The sequence below is a fragment of the Amycolatopsis sp. MtRt-6 genome (genome assembly GCF_017308975.1).
In the GTDB taxonomy this organism is placed as follows: Bacteria; Actinomycetota; Actinomycetes; order Mycobacteriales; family Pseudonocardiaceae; genus Amycolatopsis.
Window position 1 is genome coordinate 1 of sequence record NZ_JADWPD010000003.1, and the last position, 23,867, is coordinate 23,867.

Sequence of the window (23,867 nt, forward strand, 5' to 3'; positions counted from 1 at the left end):
GGTCCCTCGATGCCACCAGACCCGGTGACACCACCCCCCGGATCATGCGAGCGACTGGGGGCCTGAGTCATGCCGGGCCTGGCGACCACAGCTCCTTGATCAGGAACTACGAAAAAGGTAACGGGGCAGCCGCATCACCTGATTGTCGTAACGACAAGTCACCCCACCAGGTGGTTCGGCTGAGACAGAACGGATGGCAACCATTGATCAGAGTGTTGCTTGCCGAGGACGCGCACATGGTGCGCGGTGCTTTGGTCGCGCTGTTGGGATTCGAACCCGACATCGAAGTGGTCGCCGAAGTGGCTTCCGGGGACGACATCCTCCCCGCTGCGCGGAAACATCGAGCCGATGTCGCGGTCCTCGACATCGACCTGCCCGGCAAGGACGGGCTGACCGCGGCAACCGAGATTCACGAGCACCTGCCGGACTGCCGCACGCTCATTCCCCGACGCCGATTTCGGCGGGCCAGTCGAGTCCCAGCACCCCTTCGACCGATCGATTGGCATCGATCGCAACGGCGTGCGCGGCGAGGCCCATCGCCTTCGCCGTCAGGTAAAGAGCCTCCTGCAGCGCACCGGCATGCATGAGCACAGTCGCGTAGGCCGCCCCGCCGAAGACCCAGGAGACCCAGGAGCCCCTACCCATCCGGGCCGTTACGGTCAGCAGGGCGGCCGGCCTGCTGACCCCTCCTGCCGCGACCTTCGCCATGTCCAGTAACGTGCCGCGGTCCGCGGCGTCCTCGTTGATCAGCGTCAGCACGTGCTGTTGCGGGTCGTAGTGATAGATCGCGTTCGGCAGCCCGTAGCAGCGCTGGAGGCTGAGATACAGCTCCAGCTCGTAGAGGCCACCCAGGTTGAAGTAGGGCCGCTGGGAGGCGTCGTGGTCGACGCCCCCACGCAGGCAGCCGGGGCCGACGGAGCGGATTCGCGCGCTCCGGTGCAGCAGCTCGCCGATGTCACGCGCCGTCAGCTCCTGCCGTGACAGCAGCGGACGCCGATGATCATCCTCGAGCAGGGCGGCCAGGGTCCGGTCCCCAGCGCCGCCCTCGACCAGCTCCGCCTGGTAGAGCGCGTACTGCCTGCCCGGGAGGGGGACGGGCCTGACCACCGGCGCCGGGGTGGTCTGCTCGCCCTCCGCGTCGTCGGATCCGCCCGCCTGCCTCGACCGGCCGCGCCGGGGGATCGAGCGGATTATCCGACGCGTGGTGCGAACTGATGGCCCGGCTCGGTCACCGGCGGTTCGGCGCCCAGGGCAGCGACTGGGGCACCAGCATCGCCACGAGCATCGATCAACGGCAACCCGATCGGGTCGCCGGCATCCATCTCATGCCGCCGCTCGCACCGCCCGATCCGGCCACGCTGGACGACCTCACCGGTGCCGAGCGGGCGGCGCTCGCGACACTGCGGGAGGCGGACGAATGGGGCTCCGGATACTCGGCGCAGCAGTCGACCCGGCCGCAGACGGTCGGCTACGGGCTGGTCGACTCGCCGGCCGCTGATGGTCACCCGTGCTCGGTAAGCGGCTGGGTAAAGATCAACAAGTGTCCATCGGGTGTCCGTACGTTGAAGTCGCGCATCCCGTAGGGCCGGTCAGCCAGTGGCTCGACGATGTCGGCGCCGCGGGCGCGCAGCTCGTCGTGGCAGGAATCGACGTCGTCGACGACAACCGTCACCCTGGCCGGGCCGACGCTGCTTTCGGCGTACAGGTGGAACTCGGCGGTGTCGCGGACCACGGCCGCGTAGCTAGGTGGGGTCTCCCAGGTGAATATGGTGTCGAATCCGAGCGCGTCCGTGAAGTACGACCGCGCTGCCTGCACATCTCGGCACGGCAGCACGGGAACCGCCACCCGCATGATCATTCCGTCACCTTACCTGACTTGGCTCAAGATCGCTGATCTTGGCTAGGGTGCTGGCTGTTGAGCTGCGGTTTCGTCGTGTGAACGGCGAAAATCTGCGCACTAAGCGGCCGGTTCTAGGCTGTCTCTCGTGGCGTATGTGCGCACGGTGAAGACGGCGTCGGGGGCCAGGGCGGTGCAGATCGTGCACTCCTCGCGTCGCGGGTCGCGGGACATCGAGCACATCAGTGGTGCTGGCGGTGGGCCGCTTGCGATCCGCCGCCGCGGTGGTCTCGACCGCCTCGCTCACGGCGAGCAGGCCGACGGCGCTCGCGGCAGGCCGGGCCGCGGAACCGCCGGGGTCGACGTCGCAGGCGTCCCAGAACGCGAGCGCGGGCTCGCAGGTGCTGGTCGCACCCGGCGTGCGAAGCACGACGAGGCCCGCCTGCACCAGCCGCTCCAGCACCCTGATGGTCTGCTCGACCTCCATCTTCCCCGGCCTGGCCCGCAGCACGGCCGCGATGCCCTTGGTGCCGTCGAGCAGGGCGACCACGGCGCCTACCTGTGCTCCGCGCAGCGCCGTTACGCCTCGTTCGGAGAACAGGAACGCGCCGCCCTCGGGGCTGATCTCGGCTCGTAGTGCGCTTGAACCCGATATTGCGCAGGACGTGACTAACCAACAGACTCCTGGTGGTTCGGGAAAGTCAATGCTGTGCTAGAAATTCTGGTTTCGTGTCGCCGATATCACCAGTGCGCAATCCATGAACCGCATATGCGTTGACCATAGGTGCGGCGGGCCGGATTCAAATCGGTATTCGTGGCCGGTGCACTGCCGCGGCCACGATCGATCTGCCAGTGTTCATGAATCGACCGTCGCTTGGATCGACATCGAACTGGGTGGACGTCAACCAGCGACGGAAGTCACCGATGGGAGCCACGTATGTTGGATTCCGACCTGGCGTTATGGGACCGATCTGACGACGCCTCGGCCGGGTTCGCCGGCCAGCCCAACGGTGGTCCGCACTTCACCCTTCTGGCAACTGCGCAGGTACATCGAAGCCAACGGATTCGCCAGCGACGGCGACCAGATCATCGTGACCAGGGCACCCGGCTATCTGCTGCGCGTCGACCCTGGCCAGGTCGACGTCGCCGTGTTCCAGTGGCTGACCAGGGAGGGCAGGGCGCTGTTCGACCGGCAGCACTACGCCGAAGCCGCCACCGTCCTGCGCAAGGCACTGGACCTGTGGGGCGGGCCGCCGCTGGCCAACGTGACATGCGGCCCTGTGCTCTCGGTGTATGCGACCGACCTGGAGGAACAGCGACGAAACATGCAGCGCCTGCGCATCCACGCCGAGATCGAGGCGGGCATGTACCACGACCTGATTGGCGAGTTGCGGTCGCTGATCGCCGCCAGCCCCCTTGACGAGGGCCTCAACGGCCAACTGATGCGAGTGCTCAACCTCAGCGGCAGGCGGATCGAGGCGCTGGAGGTCTACCGGCAGTTCCGGGCAAGGCTGAGCGGCGAGCTCGGCCTCGAGCCGTGTAACGAGCTCCAGGAGCTGCACCACGTCCTGCTCTCGGACCAGTCGCACCGCTGAAGGGGCCACGCGAACAGACCAGCGTTCGAACGCAAACCGCAACACGTACTCCGCCCACACCGGCGTAGAAGGGACGGACATCATGACCGGTCGAACCTACGGGCAATTCTGTGGCGTCGCCCGCGCCCTCGAGCTCGTCGGCGAGCGATGGTCGCTGCTCGTCGTGCGAGACCTGTTGCTCGGCCCGAAGCGATACTCGGACCTGCGGCAGACCCTGCCGAAGCTGCCACCGAGCATGCTTTCCGGCAGGCTCAACGAACTGGAAAAGGCAGGCGTGCTCCGGCGGCGCGTGCTGCCGCAACTGGACGCGGCCGTGGTCTACGAACTCACCGAGTACGGCCGCGAGCTGGCACCGGTGCTGTTGCAGCTGGCGCTGTGGGGCGCGAGGGCAATGCTCGACCCCGCGCCGGACGACCTGTTCACCATGGATTCCGCGATCCTTTCGCTGTACACGACGTTCCGGCCGGAGCACGCGGCGGGCGTCAACGTCAGCTTCGAGATCCGCTATGGCGACCTGATCGTGCACGCCTTCGTGGACGACGGCGCGCTCAAGGTCGCCGAGGGCGCCCTTCCCGGGGCCGACCTCGTCATCGAGTCGGTCGGCTCGATCCAGCCGCTGCTGAGCGGCAGGCTGAGCCCGCTGGCGGCGATCGAGGCCGGGATCCTGCGGGCGAGCGGCGACCTCACCCTGCTGGACCGGTTCGTCGACCTCTTCCACATCCCGGCGCCCCCGGCCCCGGTGGAGGGCCTCGCCGTCCGCTGACCCTGGCCGCCTTCACTGTTCGGTCACCATCGGCGCGGCCAGGAACTGCTCCGGGATGGCGAACGCGTCGACCAGCGTGCGGGCGTGCGGGGCGGAGTTGCTTGCACAGCTGGTTGACGGCGGCGACCACGGCCTTGCCCCTGCTCGCGCTCAGCCGCCCGTGTTCGAGTAACCACGCCCGGTCCGCCTCGACGCCCGCCAGCACGTGCAGATCGCAGACGCGGCCGAGCAGGGTGCGGGCGACCGGATCGCCGCAGCGGTCGATGGCCGCGACGAAGGCCTCCAGCACCACCCTTTCGATATGCGCGCGGCCGAGTCGATCCGGACTCACCCGCGTTCCCGATCATCCGCAGCGCAGACGCGATGCTGCTGGTCGCCCGCCCGCATGACGACGAGCTCGCCCACGTCGCGCTCAAACTGCAGGCCGCCCAGCAGTGGTCGCGCCGCCCGTGCTTCGTCCTGGTCGGCGACGGCTACCCGACCGCGGAGGTCTCCCAGGCACTGTGCATCCCGGTGATGGGTCGCGTGCCGCGCGACGACAAGGGCGCCGCGGTGCTGTGCGGTCAGGGCACCGGCCGACGTGGGCCCGACAAGTCCCCGCTGGGGCGGGCCGCCGCCAGGATCGCGCTCAACCTCTACTCACACGGCCACCAGCCGGGGCGGCACGAGCCGCTCATCGACGAGGACCTCTTCGACATCGTCCAGGAGATCCTCGAATCTCGCATGACGGCACAAGAACGCCGTCGCGTGCACCACCACTACCTCAAGGGATCGCTCTTCTGTGGACGCCGCCAACGCGACGGCATCAAGCGGCGGATGATCATTCAACGGACCATCAACTCGAAGGGCGCGGAGTACCTGTACTTCTTCTGCCGCGGCAGAAGAAGTGGCCGCGCCAAGCACCTCACGTCAAGCTCGTCGAGGACGCGGTTGAGCGCCACTACTCCGCGATTCGCTTCAGCCAGCCGTTCATCGCCGACATGCGCGACCAGATCGATGCTGTGCTCGGCGAGCAGGAAAACGGGCCGCAGCAACCGGCGCGGAGGGCACAAAAGGACCACCCGCGATGCGGGTGGTCCTGGCTCGCCGTCAGGCGTCGCGGTCCTACTGCGCGGCCTTCATTCAGGCACTTGTTCTAGTAAGACCTCTAGGGTGGGCCTAACGTGGCACAACCCGAACTCTTTGCTCTTGGTCGACGGACCAGAGCTCACCATCGAGCCACCCACTCCCCGTCACTCGGCATCAACCAACAGTAACCGCCGCTTTAGCCTCGACGATGACCAGACCCAGCAGCTCATCGCTGCCTACCAGGCCGGCTCGACCGTGTATCAGCTCGCCGCCCAGTTCGGCATCGAACGCCGCACGGTCAGCACTATCCTCCATCGCCGCCAAGTGCCCATGCGCCGCCGCGGTCTCACCGACGACCAGGTCGAGGACGCCGACCGCCTCTACCAGCAAGGCTGGTCACTTGCCCGCATCGGCGACCGTATGGATGTCACCGCGGACACGGTGCGCAAACGCTTGCTCGAACGCGGAGTGACCATGCGCGACACCCAGGGACGTCCCCGGACCGACGCGTCCACCGAGGCAGGTGAGTCTCGATGACCAGGTCCATCGTCAAGCCGTTGGCTCGGCCAGGTCCGGATACCGCGCCCGTCGTCCAGGCCGTCACCGTGATCATTGGCATCGTCGTCGCCCTCACCTTCCTCTTCGGCTTCGGCAACGTCCTCAACCTCGCCCTCCGACTCGACGTCCCCGCCTGGGTCGCACCACTCGTCGCACCCGCCGTCGACCTGTCTATCCTCGGCCTACTGCTCGGCACACGGCACCTCGTCCTCCACGGCGCCACACAAGAACAGCTCCGGCCAGCCCGCCGACTACTCACCTTCGCCAGCCTCACCACCCTCGCCCTCAACATCGCCGACCCACTCGTTACCGGCGCCTACGGCAAGGCCGCGTTCGACGCCGTCGGCCCACTCCTGCTCATCGGCTGGGCCGAAGTCGGACCCGGACTGCTACAAGCCATCAGCGCCATCAGCCACCAACCAACGGAGACGATCAACGCAACGGCCAGCGGTGCTGGCGCCGACACGGACGCCACCAGCACGAACACGGTCGCGACCGGGCAGAACGAAGGATCTTCAGGCGACGCCCCCAGCGGAAGGGTGACGGTCGCGTTCGACAGCGACCTGGTTGACCGGGCCCGACACGAAGACGCCCGCCACTGGGCTGCCCACCAGCGACCCATCTCCGCCGAGACCCTCCGCAAGAACCTGCGCATCAGCGCGGCGCGCTCGCGAACGCTCATCTCGATCGTCCGCGCCGAACGATCCGGCGACCGAAACCCAGCCATGGTGGCCGCCGGTCAATCCTCAGCGGAATGACCGGGCGCCATGCCGTCAAGCCCGCGACGACTCGTCGCCCATTCGACGATCAAGGTGGCGAACGCGTTGACCGCCTGGTCGTACTGCTCGGCGGTCATCGGCACGGTCTCAATCTGTTCGATCACGTAGTCCCGCCGACGGCCCTTGGCGCGGGAATCGTCACTCATGCCGCACATCATCAGCGGCCAACACAGCACCAGCCGGCATTAACAGATCACTCGCCTGGGCTATTCGTGCCCATCCAGACCTTCAGGTCTGCCATGCGTCCACTGAGGCAGCAATCAGCGCGCGGCGTGTTCCGGCGGTGCTTGACCTGGAACAACCAAGTCGGAGTACGCCCGGTGCGCGCCCTGCCAGGCCGCTTGACTGGCTACTACGACGCGCGTGTTATGAGGTTCCCCCCGGGAGCCGGACACCGGGGTTTATGCCGCGAGCGCGATAAGGTTGACGATAGGCCATGCGGATTTCGTGGGGTGTTCGGTATCCGAGTGTCGAATGTAGACAGTCGTGGTTGTAGTAGCAGCCGAGGTAGGCGGACACTGCCCGGCGGGCGTGGTCGCGGGTGGCCCAGACCTGGGTCCCGAGCTCGGTTTTGAGGGTCGCGAAGAACGACTCCGCGACAGCGTTGTCGTAGCGCGACCCGACCCGCCCCATCGAGGGTCGCATGTCCACTGCCGCGAGTGCGGCACGGAAGGTAGCAGAGGCGTACTGCACATCATGGACATTCGGGAAACGCCTCCACGCCGCCGGAATACTCGCCTCCATGGGAACCGTCAGCGACTGCTACGAAAACGCGATGATGGAATCGTTCTGGGGCACCCTCCAGCTTGAACTTCTCGACTCAAAAAACTGGAAAAAGCGCGACGAGCCTGCCAGCGCGATATTCGAATGGATAAAGTGCTGGCTGGCACAACCCGAAACGGAGACATTCCAAGATCGGGATGCGCAGCCCCCGCCACGTTTGAGGCCCTCACCAGGCCGCCAGACGCGGCGACCTGACCCCACACCTGCCGTGTCCGGCGAACGGGGGGGAAGCTCAGGTTCGTGCGGCGTGAGTGTGTTCTGTCACGGTGGGATGCGCGTCGAGATCTGTTCGCGGGCATGTGGGCACTCGTCGAAGCTCAAAGGGCAGGACAAGGCGTGCTCGATGAGGTTTTTCGCTGCCTGAGCTTGGGCGATCCGATGTTCGAGGACGGTGACGTGTCGACGGAGCAGGTCCGCGTGGTCCATCGGGTTGGCGGTGGACAGCAGCTCGCGCATCTCCCGCAGGCCCAGGCCGGCCTCCTTGCCCATCAGGATCATGGCCACGCGCGCCAGGTCGGCGTGTCCGTAGCGGCGCTGCCCTCCCACAGCCCGGCCGGGTGCGAGCAGGCCCATGCTTTCCCAATGTCGCAGGACATGCGTAGCCAGGCCGAACCGGTCGGCCAGCTCGCCGATGGTGAGGTGCCCGTGCGAAGTGCTTGACTTCATGTGCACATTAACCTGCACGGTGACGGTATGAGCAACCAAGATCAGCCAACCGCTGCGGCGCCTGCCGGACTCGCCATCACCCGGGTGGCCAACGCGTGCGTCCTGCTCGAGTTGAACGACCATGCGATTCTCACCGATCCCTGGTTCACCGAGCGCTGGTACCTGCGCCGCGGTGAACCGTTGGGACTGGGCATCACCGAGCTGCCACCGTTGACGGCGATCGTGGCCACCAGCTTCGCCGCCAACCACTGGGATCTGCGTGCACTGCGGACGTATCGCCACAAGTCGGTCACGCCGGTGTATGTCAGTACATCCCGGATGGTCCGCCAAGCCCGCGCACTCGGCTACCCGATGGCGAAACGTCTGCGCTGGGACGAGACCCGCGAGCTCACACCGACGCTGACTGTCGAAGCGGTTCCTGCCGGGCGGACCCTGGCGTGGCGCAACAACGCCTACGTGTTCAGCAGCGGGCAGACACGGGTGTTCTTCGGCGGCGAGATCGCCGACGTCGCCTGGCTGGAGCGTTACCGCGCCCGGCGCGCTCCGGCCGCGGTGGCGCTGTTGCCGACCAACGGGTTGCGGCCAGTCGTCGGTCCGCCCCTGGTAATGGGGCCCCGGCAGGCCGTGACCGCCGCGAACACACTCGGCGCGGACGTGCTCGTCCCGATCCACGACGCACACGCCGACGACCTGCTCTCACTGATCTTCCGCCGCCACGGGTCCGCCCAAGAAGCAAAAGCATTGGCGGCCAGCGAGTCACCCGGACTTGATGTCGTCTGCCTACCTCCGGGCGAACGCTGGACCTATTCAGCGGCGGATGCCCGGTGACCACCACGCCCGCAACACCCGTACGCCGCCTCCTAGACCGATTCTTTCGCCACGGCACCGTCGAAGCCGTCGACAGCATCACTGGACGGATGCGCCGGATTCGGATCGCCGGCGAGTCCCTACGCGACCTGGACTGGAGTCCCGGGCAGCACATCCGGTTACGGGTCGGCGACCTGGTCCACGGTTTCCGCGATGCCCTGCGCACCTACTCGATCTGGGACTACGACAACCGCGGCCGCCTCGACCTGTGCGTCTTCGACCATCCCGAGCCCGGGCCCGGCGCCCGCTGGTCCCGCCAGGTTCGCATCGGCCAGCAGGTCGCCTTCACCCACCCCGAGGGACGCCTCGTCATCCAGGAAAACGCCCCGTACCACCTGTTCGTCGGGGACGAAACCGCCTCGGCGGCATTCGGCGCCATGCTTCGAGCACTGCCCACCTCGGCCCGCGTCTATGCGGTCCTCGAAGTCGACACTCCCGAAGACCGCCCCCGACTGCCCCGGGCCAGCGAGCTCACATGGGTGTACCGGAACGCGGCACTGACCGGCCCCGACTCGCTGGCCGACGCCCTGCACATGCTCGATCTGCCCACCGAACCGGGCATGGCCTACATCGCGGGAGAAGCGCGCACCTGCCAAGCCACACGCCGCCACCTCGTCCACGACCGCGGCTGGCCGAGGAAGTCGACCATCGTCAAGCCGTTCTGGGCCCCCGGCAAGCACGGCCTTGACTAATCCCGCCCGCTCGCCCCAGCCACGACGTTGGATCCCGACCAGCCAAGTCACCCCATCCCCCGCCCCTCAGCGAGCGTGTAGCTTCTCGGTTGTCTCACGGGATGTCATCTGAGATCGGTCTCAGTTCCGTGGCATTTCCTCGGTGGTTCGGCCGGCTCTGGCGTGTTTGCGGTGGGGTCGCCGTTGCCGGCTCGCTCGAGCATGGCCAGGACTGGGGTCACGTCTTGGGTTTCCAGTCATCACGTACGGTTGCTAAGCCGTGAAGAAGTCGCACAGGGCTTCGGCAACACGACGTGGATCGCCGTCGTCGTCCGGCCCCGAGTGCCCCAGTCCCGAGAACGCGATCCGTCGTGCGTGCGGGATCGCGGCGGAGAGCTCGTCCAGTGCGACGCTGAAGTACGCCGGGCTCTTCGTGCCGCCGAGCAGCAGAACCCGCGAGCCGAGCGACGCGTAGTCCCGGGCGGTGTCCGCCATCTCCTCGACCAGCCGCATGTCGAAGCGCAGTGTGGGGATGAGCGCCGAGATCGGCACGTCATCACCGGACTCGTTGCCCTGCAGGCGCGCGCCGATCGCCATGAACGGCACGAGCACGAACCGCGGGAACCGGCCGAGCACCGGTTCGATCGCCAACCCGTTCAACGCGGTGACCAACGCGGAGGAGAGCCTGCCGCGGGCGACCTCACGGTCGAAGCGCGGCACCCAGTCCATTGGCGCCGAGCCGTTGACGGACAGCGGCGGCTCGTACAGGGCGATCGCGTCCAGGCCGGGCGCGGCATGGGCGGTGCGCAGTGTGACAAGCGCCCCCGCGCTCAGACCGAAGATCCGCGTCGCACCGGTCGCCGCGACCAGCGCCTGCAGATCTTCAACCTCCCGTGCGGCGCAGTAGTCGTCACCGTGGCGTCCGCTCAGCCCTCGTCCGCGCCGGTCGGGCACGAGGACGGTGAAGTCGCTCGCCAGGGCGTCGGCGAGCTTCATGAGGTGCTGTGCCGCCTGCATGCCCCCGTGCACGAGGAGGACTGCGGGACCGCTGCCCAGCTGGCGATATCCGATGACGGTCCCGTCAGCGGAGCTGACCGATCCAGTGCGGTACTCGCTCACACGCTTCCCCCATTACCCAGGCACAGTGTTCGCATAAACCCGACCGTAGCTTACCGCGTACAGTGTTCGCAATAACACGGGGAAGGGTGCCCATGGTTGACGACACATCGCCGCAGGGTCAGGTGCGCCCACCGATCTGGCTGCGGCCGGAACGTGGCGCCCGGGGACCACGTCCGGTCCACAGCCGAGCCGACATCGCGGCCGTGGCCATCCGCGTCGCCGACGCCGAAGGCATCGAGGCCGTGTCCCTGCGCCGGGTCGCCGGCGAGATGGGCACCGGCACGACGACGCTGTACCGCTACATCGCCACGAAGGACGAACTGTTCGACCTGATGATCGACAGCGCCATCGGGGAACGCGAGCCACCGCCACCGACCGGCGACTGGAAAACGGACCTACAAGCGATCGCCTACGAACACCGCGCCATGGTCCTGCGCCACCCGTGGCTGGCCACCCTGCCCGCGACCCGCCCGGTGCTGGGACCGAACAGCCTGGCGTGGCTGGACGCGGCATACGCGACCGTGGACGTGCTGGACCTGGACGCCGACGAGGTACTGGCCCAGGTCGGCACCCTGCTGACCTTCGTTCGCGGGCACGTCCTCGACGAACTGGCCGAACAAGAAACGGCCCGGCGGTCCGGTGTGGACATGCCGACCTGGCTGGCAGCGCAGGCACATTACGGCGACCTGATCATCGGCAGCGGCAACTACCCACACCTGAGCCGAATCATGATCGAGGCGGACGCACCGCACGCCGACGACCGCTACGAACGGGCCTTCCGCCGCGGCCTCGACCACATCCTGACCGGTCTCGCACACAGCGGCCGATAGCCGGCGACGTGTTCGCGCAGCCGCACCACCACCTCGCCGAAATCGGCACGGGCGACGGCGCAGGTCGCCCCCTTCGGCCGGCTGCGCTTCGGCCGGACGGCAACAGGATCTCGTTACGGGCCAGGCCGCGTGTTTGCGCGAGGACGTTGGCGATGGCGGTGGCCAGTACATGACCTTGTTCGGTGAGCGCAGTGATCGGGGCCGGCGCGGTGGTGCGGTGCACGAGCTGCTGGCCGAGTTCCCTCTCGAGTCGCCCGCGGGTGGCGCTGGAGTCCGCTGTGGTCGGTGGTGGCGGCGCGGGAATACCACGACGGGCGACCCGCCGAGGCATCCTCGCGTGAACTCACCATGCGTCCTGGGCCGGCCCGCATGTCTGCAGGCCGGCCCAGGACAACGGGATACGGCGGAGTGTTTCGGCTCGGTCAGATGCCGAACGGTGGTGCGTAGCGGACGGTGCCGCTGGGCAGCTGTTCCGAGTCGAAGCGCAGTGCCATCAATGCCTCGTCGGGGACATCGATACTGAGCCGGATGCCGTACTCCGATGCGCGGGTGAACCCGAACCGCGGGTAGTAGGTCGGATGCCCGAGAACGATCACGAAGTGCTCGCCGGCCTGCTCGGCGGCCTCGAGAGCGGCCAGGATGGCAGCGGAGCCTGCCCCGGTCTTCTGGTGCGCGGGCAGGACCGCGCACGGTCCCAGGCATAGCGCCGGGGTGTCGTCGACGTGACAGCGAGTCAGCAGTGCGTAACCGACGGGCTTGCCGTCCGGTCCGGCGCTGAAGATGGACAAGCCGTCGATCCACGCCGGATCGGTGCGTAGAGCATCGACGAGGTCAGCCTCCTCGGCGGTGTCGAATGCGGCGAGGTTGATCTCGCGGATCGCGGGGATGTCGGCGTCGGTCTCGGCGCGAGTGATCCAGTCGGTACGAGTGCTCAAAACTGCTTTCTCCGTTTCGTGATGGTGAGTTGCTCGGCGAGGACGTCTGCCTGCCGCGGGCGCATGCGCCCGCGGCAGGCAGACGCGCGCAGGCCAGGAGGTCCCCGGATGCGTGATGCCACACGCGGCGTCAGCGCTGGCGGTCGCGGAATCGGTAGGTCGCGCGCAGATCCCGCGTGATCGCCTTCTTGGTTTTGCTTCCCTTGCTCGACTCGCGGGCATTCCCCCGGGCCGCCGCCCGCTCGCTTTCGCGCAACAGCTTTCGGTACCGATCGAGTCGGCCCACATCCAACATGCCGACGACCACAGCTTCCTGTACGGCGCAGCCGGGTTCGCTGCGATGTTCGCAATCACGGAAGGCGCAGTCCCGGGCGTAGGCCTCGATCTCGGCGAACACCCGCTCGACCCCATCCGCGACATCTTGCAAGCCAATACCTCGTAACCCCGGGGTATCGATGAGCACCCCGCCGCCGGGCAATGGCAGCAATTGGCGGTGCACAGTGGTGTGCCGACCCTTGCCGTCGCCGGCCCGAACTTCGCTGGTGCCCATGTGTTCTCGCCCGAGCAGAGCATTGGCGAGCGTGGACTTTCCTGCCCCCGACGGGCCGAGCAGGACCGTGGTCCCGGTCACCACCTCCGACAGAACGTCCAGACCCGTACCTGTCGTGGAACTGGTGGTGACGATGTCCACGCCGGGCGCCAGGGCGGTAATGACGGCCAGGGCCGTACCGGGGTCGTCGGCGACGTCGGCTTTGGTGAGTACGACGACCGGTTTCGCGCCACTGTCCCAGGCCAGCGCGAGCAGGCGCTCGACCCGGCCCGCGTTCAGCGGTGCCGCGAGCGAGACCGCGATGACGACGGAGTCGATGTTCGCCGCCAAGACCTGCTGGTGGGAGGTCCGATCCGACGAGGCCCGGGTGATCGCGCTGCGCCGTGGCAGCAGTGCCACCAGTTCCGGCTCCGGGCCCGGGCGCAGCGCCGCCCAGTCGCCTGTGCACACGGAATGGGCGGGGTCGAGGGAGGCAACCGCCACGCTGTCCGCGCGGACGGGACCCGATGCGGTGAGCGTGTCACAGCGGCCGCGGTCGACCCGCACGACGCGAGCGGGAACGAGACCAGCGGCCGCATGCTCTGTGAACAGTGCTGCGAACGAGTCGTCCCAACCGAGCGCGGACAGCTCGAACGAGGACGAGGAAGGTCGAGATGAATGCATAGTGAGACCCTTTGGAAAAGGGGCCCCGCTCGGACACCGAGACCATCGAGGCTACGAACCGATGTGGCTCGCGCCGCTATCGGCGATGGGAATCGATCAGACCGGAGCCCCGGACGTGAGGATGATCCGGGCGCTGCACAGGGCAGCGGTCTTCACCGCAATCATCAACTCACCCCCCAATCTCTCGCACCATGTCGATCTCGGACGTGCCACCCTAACATGCTCGCGCAGCAAACGCAGGACGGTCGCCGCGGGTGTACTGCGATTTCAGTACGTGGGTGTCGGCAGGCGCACGACGACAGGCCGATGCGCGGCCGGAAGCCTGGGGGGTGTCTGATGCTCCCGACGCGGAAGGCTCGATTCGTGGCACTGTTTCTCTACCGGCTGGGGCGGCTGGCCTTCCGGCGCCGCCGGGTGGTCGCCCTCGCTTGGCTGGCCGTCCTGGGTGTGACCGCGATCGGCGCGAGTCTCGGCGGCGTGATGTCCGGGGACGCCGGCTCCGCGCCGGGCACCGAGGCGCAGTCCGCGCTGGATCTGGTGCGGGACCGCTTCCCGGGCACCGATCAGGCGCTCGCCACCGCCCGGGTCGTTTTCGTGGCGCCGGCGGGGAAGAAGATCACCGACGAGCACGCCACCGTCGACCGGCTCCTCGCGGACGTTGCGGGCGGCCCGCAGGTCGCGGGCGTGGTGAGCCCGTTCGCGGCGCGGGCGGTGAGCCCGGACGGGAGCACGGCGTACGCGACGGTCGGGTACACCGCGCCGGCGGACGACCTCACCGCCGCCACCGAGGACCGGCTGCGTGACGCGGTCGCGGCCGTACGCCGGGACGGGGTGACGGTCGAGGTCGGCGGGCCGGTGCTCGCCGGGAAGCCGAAGGTCGGCGGCGTGACCGAGATCGTCGGCCTGCTGCTCGCGGGGCTGGTGCTGCTGGTCGCGTTCGGGTCCGTCGTGGCGGCCATGCTGGGCCTCGCCGTCGGCATCGACTACCGGAGCCATAGACCTGCCCGGGACCACCTGGCACGACCGCCCACCCATCAGCCGCGGCAACACCCTCGCCGTGGCCACAGACCAGTCCGCCGCCCCAGGGCTACTCGCCGAAGTCGGCATCACCGCCGCGCAGCTCGCCCTCCAGCAACTCGGCGAAGCCCTCAGGCCACCCCAGGCCCACACCCGAGCTTGAACATCGCCACGACCAAGGCCCGTCCCGGTGAACACGCACGACGGGAGGCGAACAGCCCGAACGGCGGGATCGCGGTACTCGGGTCGAACCCGGCCGTGTGCCGGCTGACCACCAAGCCGATGACGTTACTGGTGAATACATCGTCCAGGCTCGCGTGGGCCACCACGGCGCGGCACGCCTCTCGTTCGGCCAGCAGGGTCGCGTAGTCGACTTCGGCGCTGACCGCCTCCGCAGCGTGGAAGCCGGCTTCGCCGGCGGGGTAGAGCCTTGCCATGGGCGTACTCGCCGAAGGACTGGGCGTGGACACGGACAGCGCGTTCGCCCTGCTCCGCGACCGCAACCGGGCACTGGCAAACGCGGCCCGTGAGGTGATCAACAGCTGGTTGTCGTCACCCGATGACGCTCCAGGACAGGATCGCAGCGAACGGTTCAGCGCCAGATCGAGTCGCCGTGAGCAGTCCAGCAACCCGACTCCGGCATCGAGGAAGTCATGGATCTGGTGCCAGCGCTGCAAAGTGGTCTCGGCGAGCTTTCCCTCGCGCAGTCTCGCAGCCGAGGCCCAGCAAGCACTGTGGGCAGCGACTTCCCTGCCCGCGGCGTCGCACATGCCATGCCGGAGATGCCATCTGTCGGCGACCTGGATCGTGTGCGGCAGCGCGTCGATCCGGGTACCGGTGTCTGCATCGATCACCACGTTGGCGCAGTCATGACATCTACACAGGCCGAAGAACACCACGTCGACCAGCTTTGCCATCTCAGCCACAAACGATCATGACAAGTCCCCAACCCGTCCCGGCCAGGGCCCACCGCTCCACCACCGAAAGTGCGCCAGAGCGGTTCCTTTTACAGTCCCGGTTGTGGGCGGTCAGCGGCGGGCAAGTTCCGAGACGAGCGGAGGCATCGTGCGTCACTCCTCCAGTGCGATCCGGGGCCGGTCAGGTTCACGCCGGATGCCAGTCAGGACACCGTCGACGGCCTGTTCGGCCACACGCTCGGTGAGCGGCAGGTGGCCGAAGAACACCCGATAGTACAGCGGTGAAGCCAGGGCATCCAGGACGAAGTCCAGGTCAATATCGGAACGTATCTCGCCGTGTTCTATCGCGGAATGCAGGGTGGCGGCGGTTGTTGCGCGGCGAGTGTCGAAGATCCGACGGCGGAACTCGGCAGCCAGTTCGGGATCGGATGCGAGATCGCCGATCAGGGCGGGCAATGCGCGGCCGAGAGCGGTGCCGGAGAGTGAGCGCACCAAGGTCGTCATCCCGTCGACCAGATCCCGGCGCAGGTCTCCGGTGTTGGGAGTCGGGGTGACACCCATCGTCCGGGCCACGGCGTCAACCACCAGATGACGTTTCGACGGCCAGCGCCGGTACACCGCAGGGCGATGGACGCCAGCCTCGGCCGCGACCGCACCCATGGTGAGTTGCTGGTAGCCGACCTTGCTCAGCAAGTCAATCGTCGCGGCCAGGATCGCGTCGTCTATCCGGGTATCTCGAGTGCGCACCACACGCGCAACTCTAGAAAACCGGCTTCGGCACCAGGACGACTCGCCAGCCGTCTGGGTCCTCGAAGGTCAGCGCGCCGACCCCGTCCCAGTACGGATTCTCCGCAGCGACCGGTTCGTGCCCGGCCACGCCCAAACGCTCCGCCACCTCGTACATCCGCGCATCGCCATGGAAGTACAGGACCAGCAGGTTTTCCGCACTCGGCGCCGGGCAGGGACTGCCGTCGACATGGGTGGTGAATTCCAGGTGGTATCCGGTGCCGGGCAACCCGAGCATTACACCGTCGTAGCCGGCGTGGTTGTCGAACCGATAGAGCACCGGGAGTCCGATTGCCGTCGCGTAGAACTCCTCGACCTCGGCGAGCTTGTCGGTCGGCCGGGCCATGCGCACCTGCGCGACGTCGAGTTCGGCTGGCCATTCGCTTGTTGTCACCGTCATACTTAAACGGTACACGTTGTACCGATATGAGACAACTACGCTACTCGGGGTGTGACGTCGGCGCAGCTCACGACCTGATGATCACCGAACCCGCTGCCGTCGCCGAGTTCCCCTCCGCCCCTCTGGCCCACACGCCCAAACCAGCTCCTGCACGGGCGTGCATCACGCGGACAAGACCGCACCGCCTGCAGGAGGCCGACTGTCAGGTCAACAAATGGCCGAGCAGCGTGTGGGTCGCTGGACTCGACGCCTCAGCGGCGCGGTAGGCCAGCGCCAGGGTGAGCGGCCAGTCCGGTAGGTCGCTCACCGGGAGTTCGGTCAGGGTGCCGGCAGCCAGGTCGGGGGCGACCGTGACGCGGGGCAGCACACCGACGTGCGAGCGGCGGCGAGCGAGGGCAGCCGCCGTTTCTGCCGTTGAGACGGTGTGCAGCCGATGCGCTGGGATGGGCACGGTACGCAGCAGCGTGAGGAACCGCTCGGCGCCAGGACCCCAGGCCGTACACGCGATCGAGGCCTCGGCGAGTTCGGAGACGCTCAGTTCGGTGCGCCGGGCGAGCGGGTGGTCGGGGTGCGCGACGCAGACCATCGGGTCGGTGCGAAACGGCACGACGACGATCGTGCTCGGGTGTGAGACGGGTACGACGAGTCCAATGTCGATGGTTCCGTCCGCGAGCCGGTCGATGATCTCCTCGCTGTGCGCGTCGGTGGCGTTGACCGCGCGGCCGAGCGGGGCCAGCGCGTCCAGCACCACCGGGAGCAGGCTGGGCGCGAAACTGGCGTGCATGGCTACCCGTATCGTGGGTGGCGCGTCCTCGGCGCGGACCGCGGTCACCGCCTCGTCGGCGAGAGCCAGGCAGCGCTGCGCATAGGGCAGCAACCGCTCGGCGGCTTGGGTCAGTCGCACGCCCCGGCCGCCGCGCAGGAACAGCTGTACGCCGAGGTCGCGCTCCAGCCGGGCGATCCGGTCACTGACCGCTGGTTGGCTCAAGTGCAGCCGAGCCGCGCCCCGGCCGAAGCTGCCGGCCGCCGCCACCGAGCGGAACACCCGCAGGTCCTCCAGAGACAAACTCATCGGAAGATCCTATGGCTGCCCATCGGCAACTGCCCTCTACCCGATAGTGACGATCATGGAGAAGCTGGCGGCATGGTGGAGTTCAGTGCGTCGGCGATGGCTGAAGAGCATGCCGACCTCGGTGCGGCGATGACCGAGATGATCACCGACTACGTGCGTGGCCTCGATGACGCACCGGTGTGTTCGGCGGCGACCCCGTCGCAACTGACCACGTTGCTGCATGGCGCGATGCCGGTCGAGGGCATCAGTGCGATGGAGGTGCTGGAGGTGTTGCGGCAGAAGATCGTGCCGCATGCCACCACCATTTCCAGTCCGCGCTACTTCGGGTTGTTCAATCCGGCGCCGTTGCCGGTCGCGGTGTGGGTGGACGCATTGTGTGCGGCGCTGAACCAGAACAGCGCGGCCTGGCGGCAGTCGCCCTCGGTCAGCGCGCTGGAGTCGGTTGTGATCGGTTGGCTCGGCGAGCTGATCGGCCAACCCGGGACCGGTTTCGGCACATTGACCAGCGGAGGCTCGGAAGCGAACCTCATCGCGCTGAAGTGCGCCCGGGACCGGGCTGTCCGACAGGCCACGCACGCCGGTCTGGCCGGGACCGATGCGCCGATCCGGGTCTACGCCTCCGAACAAGGGCATTACTCGCTGCGGCGCAGCGTGGACATCCTCGGCATCGGCCGAGACAACCTGCGCGCCATCGACACCGACACGTGCTTCCGTATCCGCCTCGACGATCTGCGCACGGCCATCGAGGCCGACCTGGCGCGGGGTTACCGGCCTGCCGCGATCGTCGGCATCGCCGGATCCACCTCGACCGGCGCCATCGACCCGCTCGACGCCCTTGCCGACCTCGCGGCCGAGTACGGCATCTGGTACCACGTGGACGCGGCGTACGGAGGTGCGCTCGCGTTCTCCGCAGCGCACGGCACACTCCTGCGCGGAATCGAACGCGCCGACTCGGTCACCCTAGATCCGCACAAGTGGTTGTTCGTGCCGTTCGCCTGCGGCGCCCTGCTCACCCGGCACGGAAGCGCCAGCCTACGTGCCGCGTTCGACTGCACCCCCGAGTACCTGGACGAGCAGCGCGGTGACGACGACGGCGGCCTTGACTTCTTCCGCTACGGCCAGCTGGGCTCACGCAGGAGCAACGTGTTGAAACTGTGGGCCGCGTTGTGCCGGCTCGGCCGGCGTGGTTACGCGGAGGTCATCGACCGGCAGCTCGCACTCACCCACCGCCTCGCCACCCGACTGTCCACAAGGGAAGACTTCGAGGTGGTCGGTGAGGTGCAAACCGCGGTGTGCTGTACCCGATTTCTGCCCGCTGAGCTGCGTGACGCTCCAGGTCCAGTACAGGACGAGGTGCAGCAACGACTGCAGCAGCGGATCGAGCGAGGTGGCCGGGCGTGGCTGGCCACCACCGTGCTGCGCGGGAGGCGCGTCCTGCGGATCAACGTCAACAGCGTGCTGACCCGCGCCGAGCACATCGACGAGCTCGTGGCCCTGCTCCAGCAGGAAGCCGGCGCTGTGCTCGCCGAGCAGTCGCTCAGCCGGCTGCCGCCGGTCCTGCACGTTCCATGAACGCGCTCACCTCGATATTTCCGGACGTTCGGTTGCCGTCGCCATGATCGATCCGCAAGGTGGATCTGGAACATGTTCTCTTGGTCGATCACCTGCTGTTGGTGGTCCACCGACCGGCAGTGTGGTGGTCCCGCGACAGCTGGCAAACGACACCACCTGGGCCTGCACCTTCGCCTCGGCCAAGGGCGGAAAGGATCAAGGAACCGCCGAGTGTGCCCGCCTCACGAGCCGGGATCGGCCGCGGTCGGACTTCACAAATACAAGCCCCCACCGAACCGGGACTGTAAAACGTTCGTTTGACAGACCCTATCAAGCAGGTGATCACTTGGCGCCAGAGGTAGACGGTCGAGGAACCCTTGTAACGAAGAGGGCAGAGATTAGGTTGGCTTTGTCCAAAACGCCGAGAGTTCGGGTCGTGAAACGTTGTGGAGCTGAGGGGAATCGAACCCCTGACCTTCTCGATGCGAACGAGACGCGCTACCAACTGCGCTACAGCCCCTTGGTCGTGCTCGTAGAGCTTAGCAGTGCCCCACGAGCACCCCACGCAGGGGGGTCACTCGCCCACCGCACGCCGATATGGCCCGGTCCCAGGCTCGTCCAGCTCCTCGAACGCGGGGTCCTCGTCGTCCAGGTCGACGACCACCGCGCTGCGGCGGACGCGGGATGTCGGGGACGGGCGGCGCTCGACCACCTCGCGGCGGACCGGCTCCACGACCTCGACGTCCTCGACCTCGGCGCGTTCCTCTTCCACCGGGGCCGAAACCGAAGGAGCCTGAACAGACGGGCGCCGCGGCGCTCGGGTGCTGTTGAAGCGGGCGAGCCGGCGCTGCCGGATCTCCTCCTCGATGCGCACCTGGCGGCGCAGGTACACGAGGTACCCGACGAGCACGACGTCGATCGCGCCGTGACCCCACCAGGCCAGCGGGAAGACGAAGCCGGCGACGGCTCCGCTGATCACCGCCAGCGCGAGCAGGATGACGACGATGCGCTGCCGGAAGCTGTACTTGGCGCGCGCCGCGATCTCGGCGGCTTCGGGGTCGAAGCCGCCCCGGCCGGGCCGGTAGCCGGGCCGGTCGCGTTCGGCCCGGCGGTCGCGGGCCGGTTGCGGGAGCGGCTCGGGCTCGACGTCGGGTTCCTCGAGGTCGTCGTCGAGCTCGAGGTCGGCCTCCAGTTCAGCGAGATCGTCCTCGACCGAGGGCCGGGACTTCCCGGGATCGTCGGACATGGCGAATTCCTCCCGGTCTTCGTTGCGTCCACTGCGCACGACCCTGGCCGCGAGCGCGGAGTCGGCCGTCCTCGCGACCTGCTGCCGCCGTCGCGCGACCATGGGCACGAGTACGACGAGCCATGCCGCGGCGAGCGCGACGATGATCACGGAGCTGGGCATCTCCCGTCACCTCCCCCGATCCTTCCACCATGAATCACGTTAGTCACAGGAGTAACAGATCAGGCGGAGGCTCGCCGGGTTCGATCACGGAAAAGCCTCACCGGATTAGGTGAAACTCACAGCATGTGGTAACGCGACTACCGACCCGGGTGGGTAATCACGTTCAGGCGTAGTCGGCGCGGCCCGCCGCGACGAGCCGAGACACCAGCCCGGCGCCGGTTTCTTCGCGCGTGATGGCGTAGCAGTAGTGGTCCCGCCAGGCGCCCGCCACGTCGAGGTAGCGTTCGAACAGACCCTCGCGCCGGTAGCCCGCCTTGGTGAGAACCCGCAGGCTGGCGGCGTTTTCCGGGCGCACGGTGGCCTCCAGCCGGTGCAGGCCGGCCGGCCCGAAGGCGTGGTCGGTCACGAGGGCGACGGCCGCCGTCGCGACCCCGCCGCGGACCACCTCCGAGGACACCCAGTAGCCGATCCAGGCCGACCGCAGCGACGCCCGGATGACGTTACCCACGGTGATCTGCCCCGCGAGACGCCCGTCCAGGGTGATGGTGAACGCGAGACACTGACCACGCCGAGCGAGCGACCGCAGGGCAGCCCACTGCGACGGCCACGACCAGAAGGCGTTGCGTTCGGGCCACGGACCGATGCCAGTGGGCTCCCACATTTCGAGGTGCGCGCGGTCCCGGAGCCGGATCCGGCTCCACTCGCCGGCGTCGCGCAGCCGCACCGGCCGGATCGCGACCTCGCCCGCCGGCACCCGCAGCGGGCCGAGCCGCGCCGGCCAGCCCGGGTGCCGGCTTTCGACCGGGTAGGACACGCCCGACACGGAGTTCATCAGGCCCGTTGCGCCAGGAAGGTGACTTGGACCTGTTCGCCCGCGGGGACGTCGGTCGCCTCTTCCGGCACGTTGATCAGGCAGTTCGCCTCGGCCAGCGAGGCGAGCAGGTGCGCCCCGGACTGGCCGAGCGGCTGGACCAGGTACTCGCCGTTGGCCTCGTCGCGCAGCAGCTGGCCACGCAGGAAGCCGCGCCGTCCCGCGGTCGAGGTGATCGGCGACAGCAGCCGCGCGCCGACGATCCGCCGGTGCGGGTTGCGGGTCCCGCGCGCCGCCCGGATCAGCGGCCGCACCAGCACCTCGAACACCACCAGCGCGCTCATCGGGTTGCCCGGGATGAGGAACGTCGGCACCGAGTCGGGGCCGAGCCTGCCGAACCCCTGGACCGAGCCCGGGTGCATCGCCACCCGCGTCATGTCGATCCGGCCGAGGTCGGACAGCGCGGCGTGGACCTCGTCACCGGTGGCGCCCCCGGCGCCACCCGCGACCACCACGATCTCCGACATCAGCAGCCGGCCCTCGACGACCTCCCGCAGCCGCTTCGGCTCGCTCGGCACGATGCCGACTCGGCTGACCTCGGCGCCCGCGTCCCGGGCGGCCGCGGCCAGCGCGTAGGAGTTGACGTCGTAGACCTGCCCCACCGACGGCGTCCGGTCGATGTCGACCAGCTCGTCGCCGACGGACACGATCGACACGCGCGGCCGCGGGTAGACGAGCACCTTCGCGCGGCCGACCGCGGCCAGCAGGCCCACCTGGGCCGAGCCGATCGTGTCGCCGCGGCGCACCGCGACGTCGCCGATCTGGACGTCCTCGCCCGCCCGCCGCACGTACCCCGCCGACGGCACCGAGCGGTGCACCGTGACCTTGGCCTGGTGCCCGTCGGTGTAGGCGAGCGGCACGACGGCGTCGGCCAGCGTCGGCAGCGGCGCGCCGGTGTCGACGCGCACGGCCTGGCCGGGCTGGAGCCGCCGCGGCTGGCGCGAGCCCGCCGCGATCTCCCCGACGACCGGCAGCTGCACCGGCTCCTGCCCGGCGTTGCGCACGTCGACGCTGCGCACCGCGTACCCGTCGATCGCGGCCTGGTCGAACCCGGGCAGCGCGTGCTCGGCGACCACCTCCTCGGCGCAGAGCAGGCCCTGGGCCTCGGAGATCGCCACCCGCACCGGCTGGGGCCGGACGGCGGCGTCCAAGGTCATCGAGATCTGCGCGTCGACCGAGCGCAGCTCGGCCTCGTCCCCGGCCACCTCGGGCCGTGCCGCGTCGAGGGATTCCGTCATGGGCGCTCTGTCCCGATCCGTTCCGTCAGCCACGCTCGTAAAGATGGCCCGTACTCGGGCGTTTCAAGCGCGAAATCGACCGCGGCGCGCAGGAAACCACCCGGATTCCCCAGGTCGTGGCGGCCACCGCGGTGGACGACGACGTGCACCGGGTGCCCCTCGCTGATCAGCAGCGCGACCGCGTCGGTCAGCTGCAGCTCGCCGCCGCTGCCCGGGGTGATCCGCTTGAGCGCGTCGAAGATCGCCCGGTCGAGCAGGTACCGCCCGGCCGCGGCGTAGGTCGACGGCGCGTCCTCCGGCTTCGGCTTCTCGACCATCCCGTGCACGCGCTTGACGTCGTCGTCGTCGGTGTCGGTGACGTCGAAGACGCCGTACGGCGAGATCTCGGCCTTCGGGATGTCGAACGCGCAGAGCACGCTGCCGCCGTGCTCGGCGCGGACCGCGCTCATCCGCTCGAGCACACCGGTGGGCAGCACCAGGTCGTCGGGCAGCAGCACGGCGACGGCCTCGTCGTCCGGACGCAGGTTCGGTTCGGCCTGCGCGACGGCGTGGCCGAGGCCGAGGGCCTGCTCCTGGATGGCGGTTTCGACGGCGAGCAGGTCGGAGCCCCGGCGCACCTTCTCGAGCAGGGCGGTCTTGCCCTTGCTCTCGAGGTTCTCCTCGAGCTCGGGCTGCTTTTCGAAGTACCGGACCACGGCGTCCTTGCCCGGCGAAGTCACGATGACCAGGCGTTCCGCACCGGCGGCGGCGGCCTCGGCCGCGACCAGCTCGATGCCGGGGGTGTCCACCACCGGCAGGAGCTCCTTGGGGACGGCCTTCGTCGCCGGGAGGAACCGTGTCCCGAGGCCGGCGGCAGGCACGATGGCGGTTCTGAACGTCTGGGTGGTTGCGGCGCCCGTCATGGGCGCAGAGCCTAACGTGAG

The 23,867-nt window shown here is 68.4% G+C and carries 25 protein-coding genes, 1 tRNA gene and 3 pseudogenes; 10 read left to right on the forward strand and 19 right to left on the reverse strand.

Going from position 1 to position 23,867, the window contains the following annotated elements; translation table 11 throughout:
• Positions 1 to 203: 203 nt before the first annotated feature.
• Positions 204 to 443 (forward strand): annotated as a pseudogene (locus I4Q55_RS48985) (response regulator); the annotation flags it as partial.
• Here the strand turns inward: I4Q55_RS48985 and I4Q55_RS06120 are convergent.
• The 3 genes from I4Q55_RS06120 to I4Q55_RS06130 form a co-directional block, all read right to left on the reverse strand.
• Positions 439 to 1,107 carry a SagB family peptide dehydrogenase gene (locus I4Q55_RS06120; protein ID WP_206785053.1) on the reverse strand — a complete coding sequence of 223 codons (669 nt, stop codon included), beginning with the start codon at positions 1,105 to 1,107 and terminating at the stop codon, positions 439 to 441. The pseudogene I4Q55_RS48985 and the gene I4Q55_RS06120 sit on opposite strands and share 5 nt — an antisense overlap.
• A 394-nt stretch (positions 1,108 to 1,501) precedes the next feature.
• Positions 1,502 to 1,858, reverse strand: coding sequence for a VOC family protein (locus I4Q55_RS06125; protein WP_206785054.1), 357 nt, complete (start codon positions 1,856 to 1,858; stop codon positions 1,502 to 1,504).
• A 4-nt stretch (positions 1,859 to 1,862) separates the two neighbouring features.
• The gene (locus tag I4Q55_RS06130; protein ID WP_206785055.1) at positions 1,863 to 2,387 is read right to left on the reverse strand and encodes a hypothetical protein; all 525 of its coding nucleotides are present in this window, start codon (positions 2,385 to 2,387) and stop codon (positions 1,863 to 1,865) included.
• A gap of 460 nt (positions 2,388 to 2,847) precedes the next feature.
• Here I4Q55_RS06130 and I4Q55_RS06135 point away from each other — a divergent pair, with 460 nt between their 5' ends.
• Positions 2,848 to 3,432 (forward strand): AfsR/SARP family transcriptional regulator, encoded by a 585-nt coding sequence (locus I4Q55_RS06135; RefSeq protein ID WP_307793133.1) that lies wholly within the window; start codon positions 2,848 to 2,850, stop codon positions 3,430 to 3,432.
• Between the two features lie 82 nt (positions 3,433 to 3,514).
• The gene (locus I4Q55_RS06140; protein WP_206785057.1) at positions 3,515 to 4,195 is read left to right on the forward strand and encodes a winged helix-turn-helix transcriptional regulator; all 681 of its coding nucleotides are present in this window, start codon (positions 3,515 to 3,517) and stop codon (positions 4,193 to 4,195) included.
• Between the two features lie 12 nt (positions 4,196 to 4,207).
• Here I4Q55_RS06140 and I4Q55_RS06145 read toward each other — a convergent pair.
• Positions 4,208 to 4,514: pseudogene (locus tag I4Q55_RS06145) on the reverse strand (acyl-CoA dehydrogenase); the annotation flags it as partial.
• Positions 4,515 to 4,558: 44 nt separating this feature from the next.
• On the opposite strand from I4Q55_RS06145, the gene I4Q55_RS50910 reads away from it, so the two are divergent.
• On the forward strand, positions 4,559 to 5,800 hold the full coding sequence (locus tag I4Q55_RS50910; protein ID WP_374194448.1) for a hypothetical protein: 1,242 nt from the start codon (positions 4,559 to 4,561) through the stop codon (positions 5,798 to 5,800).
• Positions 5,797 to 6,579, forward strand: a complete 783-nt coding sequence (locus tag I4Q55_RS06160) for a hypothetical protein (protein ID WP_206785058.1) — start codon at positions 5,797 to 5,799, stop codon at positions 6,577 to 6,579. Before I4Q55_RS50910 ends, I4Q55_RS06160 begins: the two co-directional genes overlap by 4 nt.
• On the opposite strand, the gene I4Q55_RS06165 is transcribed toward I4Q55_RS06160, so the two are convergent.
• The 3 genes from I4Q55_RS06165 to I4Q55_RS06180 form a co-directional block, all read right to left on the reverse strand.
• Positions 6,561 to 6,746, reverse strand: a complete 186-nt coding sequence (locus I4Q55_RS06165; RefSeq protein ID WP_242545459.1) for a hypothetical protein — start codon at positions 6,744 to 6,746, stop codon at positions 6,561 to 6,563. The genes I4Q55_RS06160 and I4Q55_RS06165 overlap by 19 nt on opposite strands.
• 220 nt (positions 6,747 to 6,966) lie before the next feature.
• A complete protein-coding gene (locus I4Q55_RS50915; protein ID WP_374194449.1) occupies positions 6,967 to 7,344 on the reverse strand; it encodes an integrase core domain-containing protein in 378 nt (125 codons plus the stop codon).
• A 300-nt stretch (positions 7,345 to 7,644) separates the two neighbouring features.
• A complete protein-coding gene (locus I4Q55_RS06180; RefSeq protein WP_206785062.1) occupies positions 7,645 to 8,049 on the reverse strand; it encodes a MerR family transcriptional regulator in 405 nt (134 codons plus the stop codon).
• A 27-nt stretch (positions 8,050 to 8,076) separates the two neighbouring features.
• Here I4Q55_RS06180 and I4Q55_RS06185 point away from each other — a divergent pair, with 27 nt between their 5' ends.
• Together I4Q55_RS06185 and I4Q55_RS06190 are read left to right on the forward strand one after the other, a co-directional pair.
• Positions 8,077 to 8,877: an MBL fold metallo-hydrolase gene (locus I4Q55_RS06185; RefSeq protein WP_206785063.1), complete on the forward strand. Its 801-nt coding sequence runs from the start codon at positions 8,077 to 8,079 to the stop codon at positions 8,875 to 8,877.
• Positions 8,874 to 9,608: a siderophore-interacting protein gene (locus I4Q55_RS06190; RefSeq protein ID WP_206785064.1), complete on the forward strand. Its 735-nt coding sequence runs from the start codon at positions 8,874 to 8,876 to the stop codon at positions 9,606 to 9,608. The genes I4Q55_RS06185 and I4Q55_RS06190 overlap by 4 nt, the downstream gene beginning before the upstream one ends.
• Before the next feature lie 252 nt (positions 9,609 to 9,860).
• Here I4Q55_RS06190 and I4Q55_RS06195 read toward each other — a convergent pair whose 3' ends face one another.
• Complete coding sequence (locus I4Q55_RS06195) at positions 9,861 to 10,706, reverse strand: alpha/beta fold hydrolase (protein WP_206785065.1); 846 nt, start codon at positions 10,704 to 10,706, stop codon at positions 9,861 to 9,863.
• Positions 10,707 to 10,798: 92 nt separating this feature from the next.
• Here I4Q55_RS06195 and I4Q55_RS06200 point away from each other — a divergent pair, with 92 nt between their 5' ends.
• On the forward strand, positions 10,799 to 11,536 hold the full coding sequence (locus I4Q55_RS06200; RefSeq protein WP_206785066.1) for a TetR/AcrR family transcriptional regulator: 738 nt from the start codon (positions 10,799 to 10,801) through the stop codon (positions 11,534 to 11,536).
• Positions 11,537 to 11,958: 422 nt separating this feature from the next.
• Here the strand turns inward: I4Q55_RS06200 and I4Q55_RS06205 are convergent, their stop codons facing one another.
• Both I4Q55_RS06205 and rsgA read right to left on the reverse strand, forming a co-directional pair.
• A complete protein-coding gene (locus I4Q55_RS06205) occupies positions 11,959 to 12,471 on the reverse strand; it encodes a GNAT family N-acetyltransferase (RefSeq protein ID WP_242545460.1) in 513 nt (170 codons plus the stop codon).
• A gap of 130 nt (positions 12,472 to 12,601) precedes the next feature.
• Positions 12,602 to 13,567: a ribosome small subunit-dependent GTPase A gene (rsgA, locus tag I4Q55_RS06210; RefSeq protein ID WP_307793134.1), complete on the reverse strand. Its 966-nt coding sequence runs from the start codon at positions 13,565 to 13,567 to the stop codon at positions 12,602 to 12,604.
• 597 nt (positions 13,568 to 14,164) lie between these two features.
• Here rsgA and I4Q55_RS50920 point away from each other — a divergent pair.
• Positions 14,165 to 14,596, forward strand: a pseudogene (locus I4Q55_RS50920) (MMPL family transporter); the annotation flags it as partial.
• Between the two features lie 236 nt (positions 14,597 to 14,832).
• On the opposite strand, the gene I4Q55_RS48995 reads toward I4Q55_RS50920, so the two are convergent.
• The 4 genes from I4Q55_RS48995 to I4Q55_RS06235 all read right to left on the reverse strand — a co-directional run bounded on the left by I4Q55_RS48995 (position 14,833) and on the right by I4Q55_RS06235 (position 17,876).
• Positions 14,833 to 15,618: a hypothetical protein gene (locus I4Q55_RS48995; RefSeq protein WP_242545462.1), complete on the reverse strand. Its 786-nt coding sequence runs from the start codon at positions 15,616 to 15,618 to the stop codon at positions 14,833 to 14,835.
• Between the two features lie 153 nt (positions 15,619 to 15,771).
• The gene (locus tag I4Q55_RS06225; protein WP_206785071.1) at positions 15,772 to 16,368 is read right to left on the reverse strand and encodes a TetR/AcrR family transcriptional regulator; all 597 of its coding nucleotides are present in this window, start codon (positions 16,366 to 16,368) and stop codon (positions 15,772 to 15,774) included.
• 10 nt (positions 16,369 to 16,378) lie between these two features.
• Entirely contained in the window at positions 16,379 to 16,804 is a 426-nt protein-coding gene (locus I4Q55_RS06230) for a VOC family protein (RefSeq protein ID WP_206785072.1), read from the reverse strand.
• A gap of 202 nt (positions 16,805 to 17,006) precedes the next feature.
• Positions 17,007 to 17,876, reverse strand: coding sequence for a LysR family transcriptional regulator (locus I4Q55_RS06235; RefSeq protein WP_206785073.1), 870 nt, complete (start codon positions 17,874 to 17,876; stop codon positions 17,007 to 17,009).
• A 72-nt stretch (positions 17,877 to 17,948) separates the two neighbouring features.
• Between I4Q55_RS06235 and I4Q55_RS06240 the strand changes: the two genes are divergently transcribed.
• Entirely contained in the window at positions 17,949 to 19,448 is a 1,500-nt protein-coding gene (locus I4Q55_RS06240; RefSeq protein ID WP_206785074.1) for a pyridoxal-dependent decarboxylase, read from the forward strand.
• Positions 19,449 to 19,874: 426 nt separating this feature from the next.
• Here the strand turns inward: I4Q55_RS06240 and I4Q55_RS06245 are convergent.
• From I4Q55_RS06245 to I4Q55_RS06265, 5 genes are all read right to left on the reverse strand, one after another.
• A tRNA-Ala gene (locus tag I4Q55_RS06245) sits at positions 19,875 to 19,947 on the reverse strand.
• A 54-nt stretch (positions 19,948 to 20,001) separates the two neighbouring features.
• A complete protein-coding gene (gene glpR / locus I4Q55_RS06250) occupies positions 20,002 to 20,835 on the reverse strand; it encodes a gephyrin-like molybdotransferase receptor GlpR (RefSeq protein WP_206785075.1) in 834 nt (277 codons plus the stop codon).
• Between the two features lie 163 nt (positions 20,836 to 20,998).
• Complete coding sequence (locus I4Q55_RS06255) at positions 20,999 to 21,667, reverse strand: GNAT family N-acetyltransferase (protein ID WP_206785076.1); 669 nt, start codon at positions 21,665 to 21,667, stop codon at positions 20,999 to 21,001.
• A complete protein-coding gene (glp, locus tag I4Q55_RS06260) occupies positions 21,667 to 22,944 on the reverse strand; it encodes a gephyrin-like molybdotransferase Glp (protein ID WP_206785077.1) in 1,278 nt (425 codons plus the stop codon). The genes I4Q55_RS06255 and glp overlap by 1 nt, the downstream gene beginning before the upstream one ends.
• On the reverse strand, positions 22,941 to 23,846 hold the full coding sequence (locus tag I4Q55_RS06265; RefSeq protein WP_206785078.1) for a UTP--glucose-1-phosphate uridylyltransferase: 906 nt from the start codon (positions 23,844 to 23,846) through the stop codon (positions 22,941 to 22,943). The genes glp and I4Q55_RS06265 overlap by 4 nt, the downstream gene beginning before the upstream one ends.
• Between the last annotated feature and the right edge of the window lie 21 nt (positions 23,847 to 23,867).

What these genes read in the sequence shown, in the direction of transcription:
- I4Q55_RS06125 (WP_206785054.1), bottom strand. Translation starts at nt 1,858, where the DNA reads ATGATCATGCGGGTGGCGGTTCCCGTGCTGCCGTGCCGAGATGTGCAG.
- I4Q55_RS06140 (WP_206785057.1), top strand. Translation starts at nt 3,515, where the DNA reads ATGACCGGTCGAACCTACGGGCAATTCTGTGGCGTCGCCCGCGCCCTC.
- I4Q55_RS50910 (WP_374194448.1), top strand. Translation starts at nt 4,559, where the DNA reads ATGCTGCTGGTCGCCCGCCCGCATGACGACGAGCTCGCCCACGTCGCG.
- I4Q55_RS06160 (WP_206785058.1), top strand. Translation starts at nt 5,797, where the DNA reads ATGACCAGGTCCATCGTCAAGCCGTTGGCTCGGCCAGGTCCGGATACC.
- I4Q55_RS06165 (WP_242545459.1), bottom strand. Translation starts at nt 6,746, where the DNA reads ATGAGTGACGATTCCCGCGCCAAGGGCCGTCGGCGGGACTACGTGATC.
- I4Q55_RS50915 (WP_374194449.1), bottom strand. Translation starts at nt 7,344, where the DNA reads ATGGAGGCGAGTATTCCGGCGGCGTGGAGGCGTTTCCCGAATGTCCAT.
- I4Q55_RS06180 (WP_206785062.1), bottom strand. Translation starts at nt 8,049, where the DNA reads ATGAAGTCAAGCACTTCGCACGGGCACCTCACCATCGGCGAGCTGGCC.
- I4Q55_RS06185 (WP_206785063.1), top strand. Translation starts at nt 8,077, where the DNA reads ATGAGCAACCAAGATCAGCCAACCGCTGCGGCGCCTGCCGGACTCGCC.
- I4Q55_RS06200 (WP_206785066.1), top strand. Translation starts at nt 10,799, where the DNA reads ATGGTTGACGACACATCGCCGCAGGGTCAGGTGCGCCCACCGATCTGG.
- I4Q55_RS48995 (WP_242545462.1), bottom strand. Translation starts at nt 15,618, where the DNA reads ATGGCAAAGCTGGTCGACGTGGTGTTCTTCGGCCTGTGTAGATGTCAT.
- I4Q55_RS06230 (WP_206785072.1), bottom strand. Translation starts at nt 16,804, where the DNA reads ATGACGGTGACAACAAGCGAATGGCCAGCCGAACTCGACGTCGCGCAG.
- I4Q55_RS06235 (WP_206785073.1), bottom strand. Translation starts at nt 17,876, where the DNA reads ATGAGTTTGTCTCTGGAGGACCTGCGGGTGTTCCGCTCGGTGGCGGCG.
- I4Q55_RS06240 (WP_206785074.1), top strand. Translation starts at nt 17,949, where the DNA reads ATGGTGGAGTTCAGTGCGTCGGCGATGGCTGAAGAGCATGCCGACCTC.
- glpR (WP_206785075.1), bottom strand. Translation starts at nt 20,835, where the DNA reads ATGCCCAGCTCCGTGATCATCGTCGCGCTCGCCGCGGCATGGCTCGTC.
- I4Q55_RS06255 (WP_206785076.1), bottom strand. Translation starts at nt 21,667, where the DNA reads ATGAACTCCGTGTCGGGCGTGTCCTACCCGGTCGAAAGCCGGCACCCG.
- glp (WP_206785077.1), bottom strand. Translation starts at nt 22,944, where the DNA reads ATGACGGAATCCCTCGACGCGGCACGGCCCGAGGTGGCCGGGGACGAG.
- I4Q55_RS06265 (WP_206785078.1), bottom strand. Translation starts at nt 23,846, where the DNA reads ATGACGGGCGCCGCAACCACCCAGACGTTCAGAACCGCCATCGTGCCT.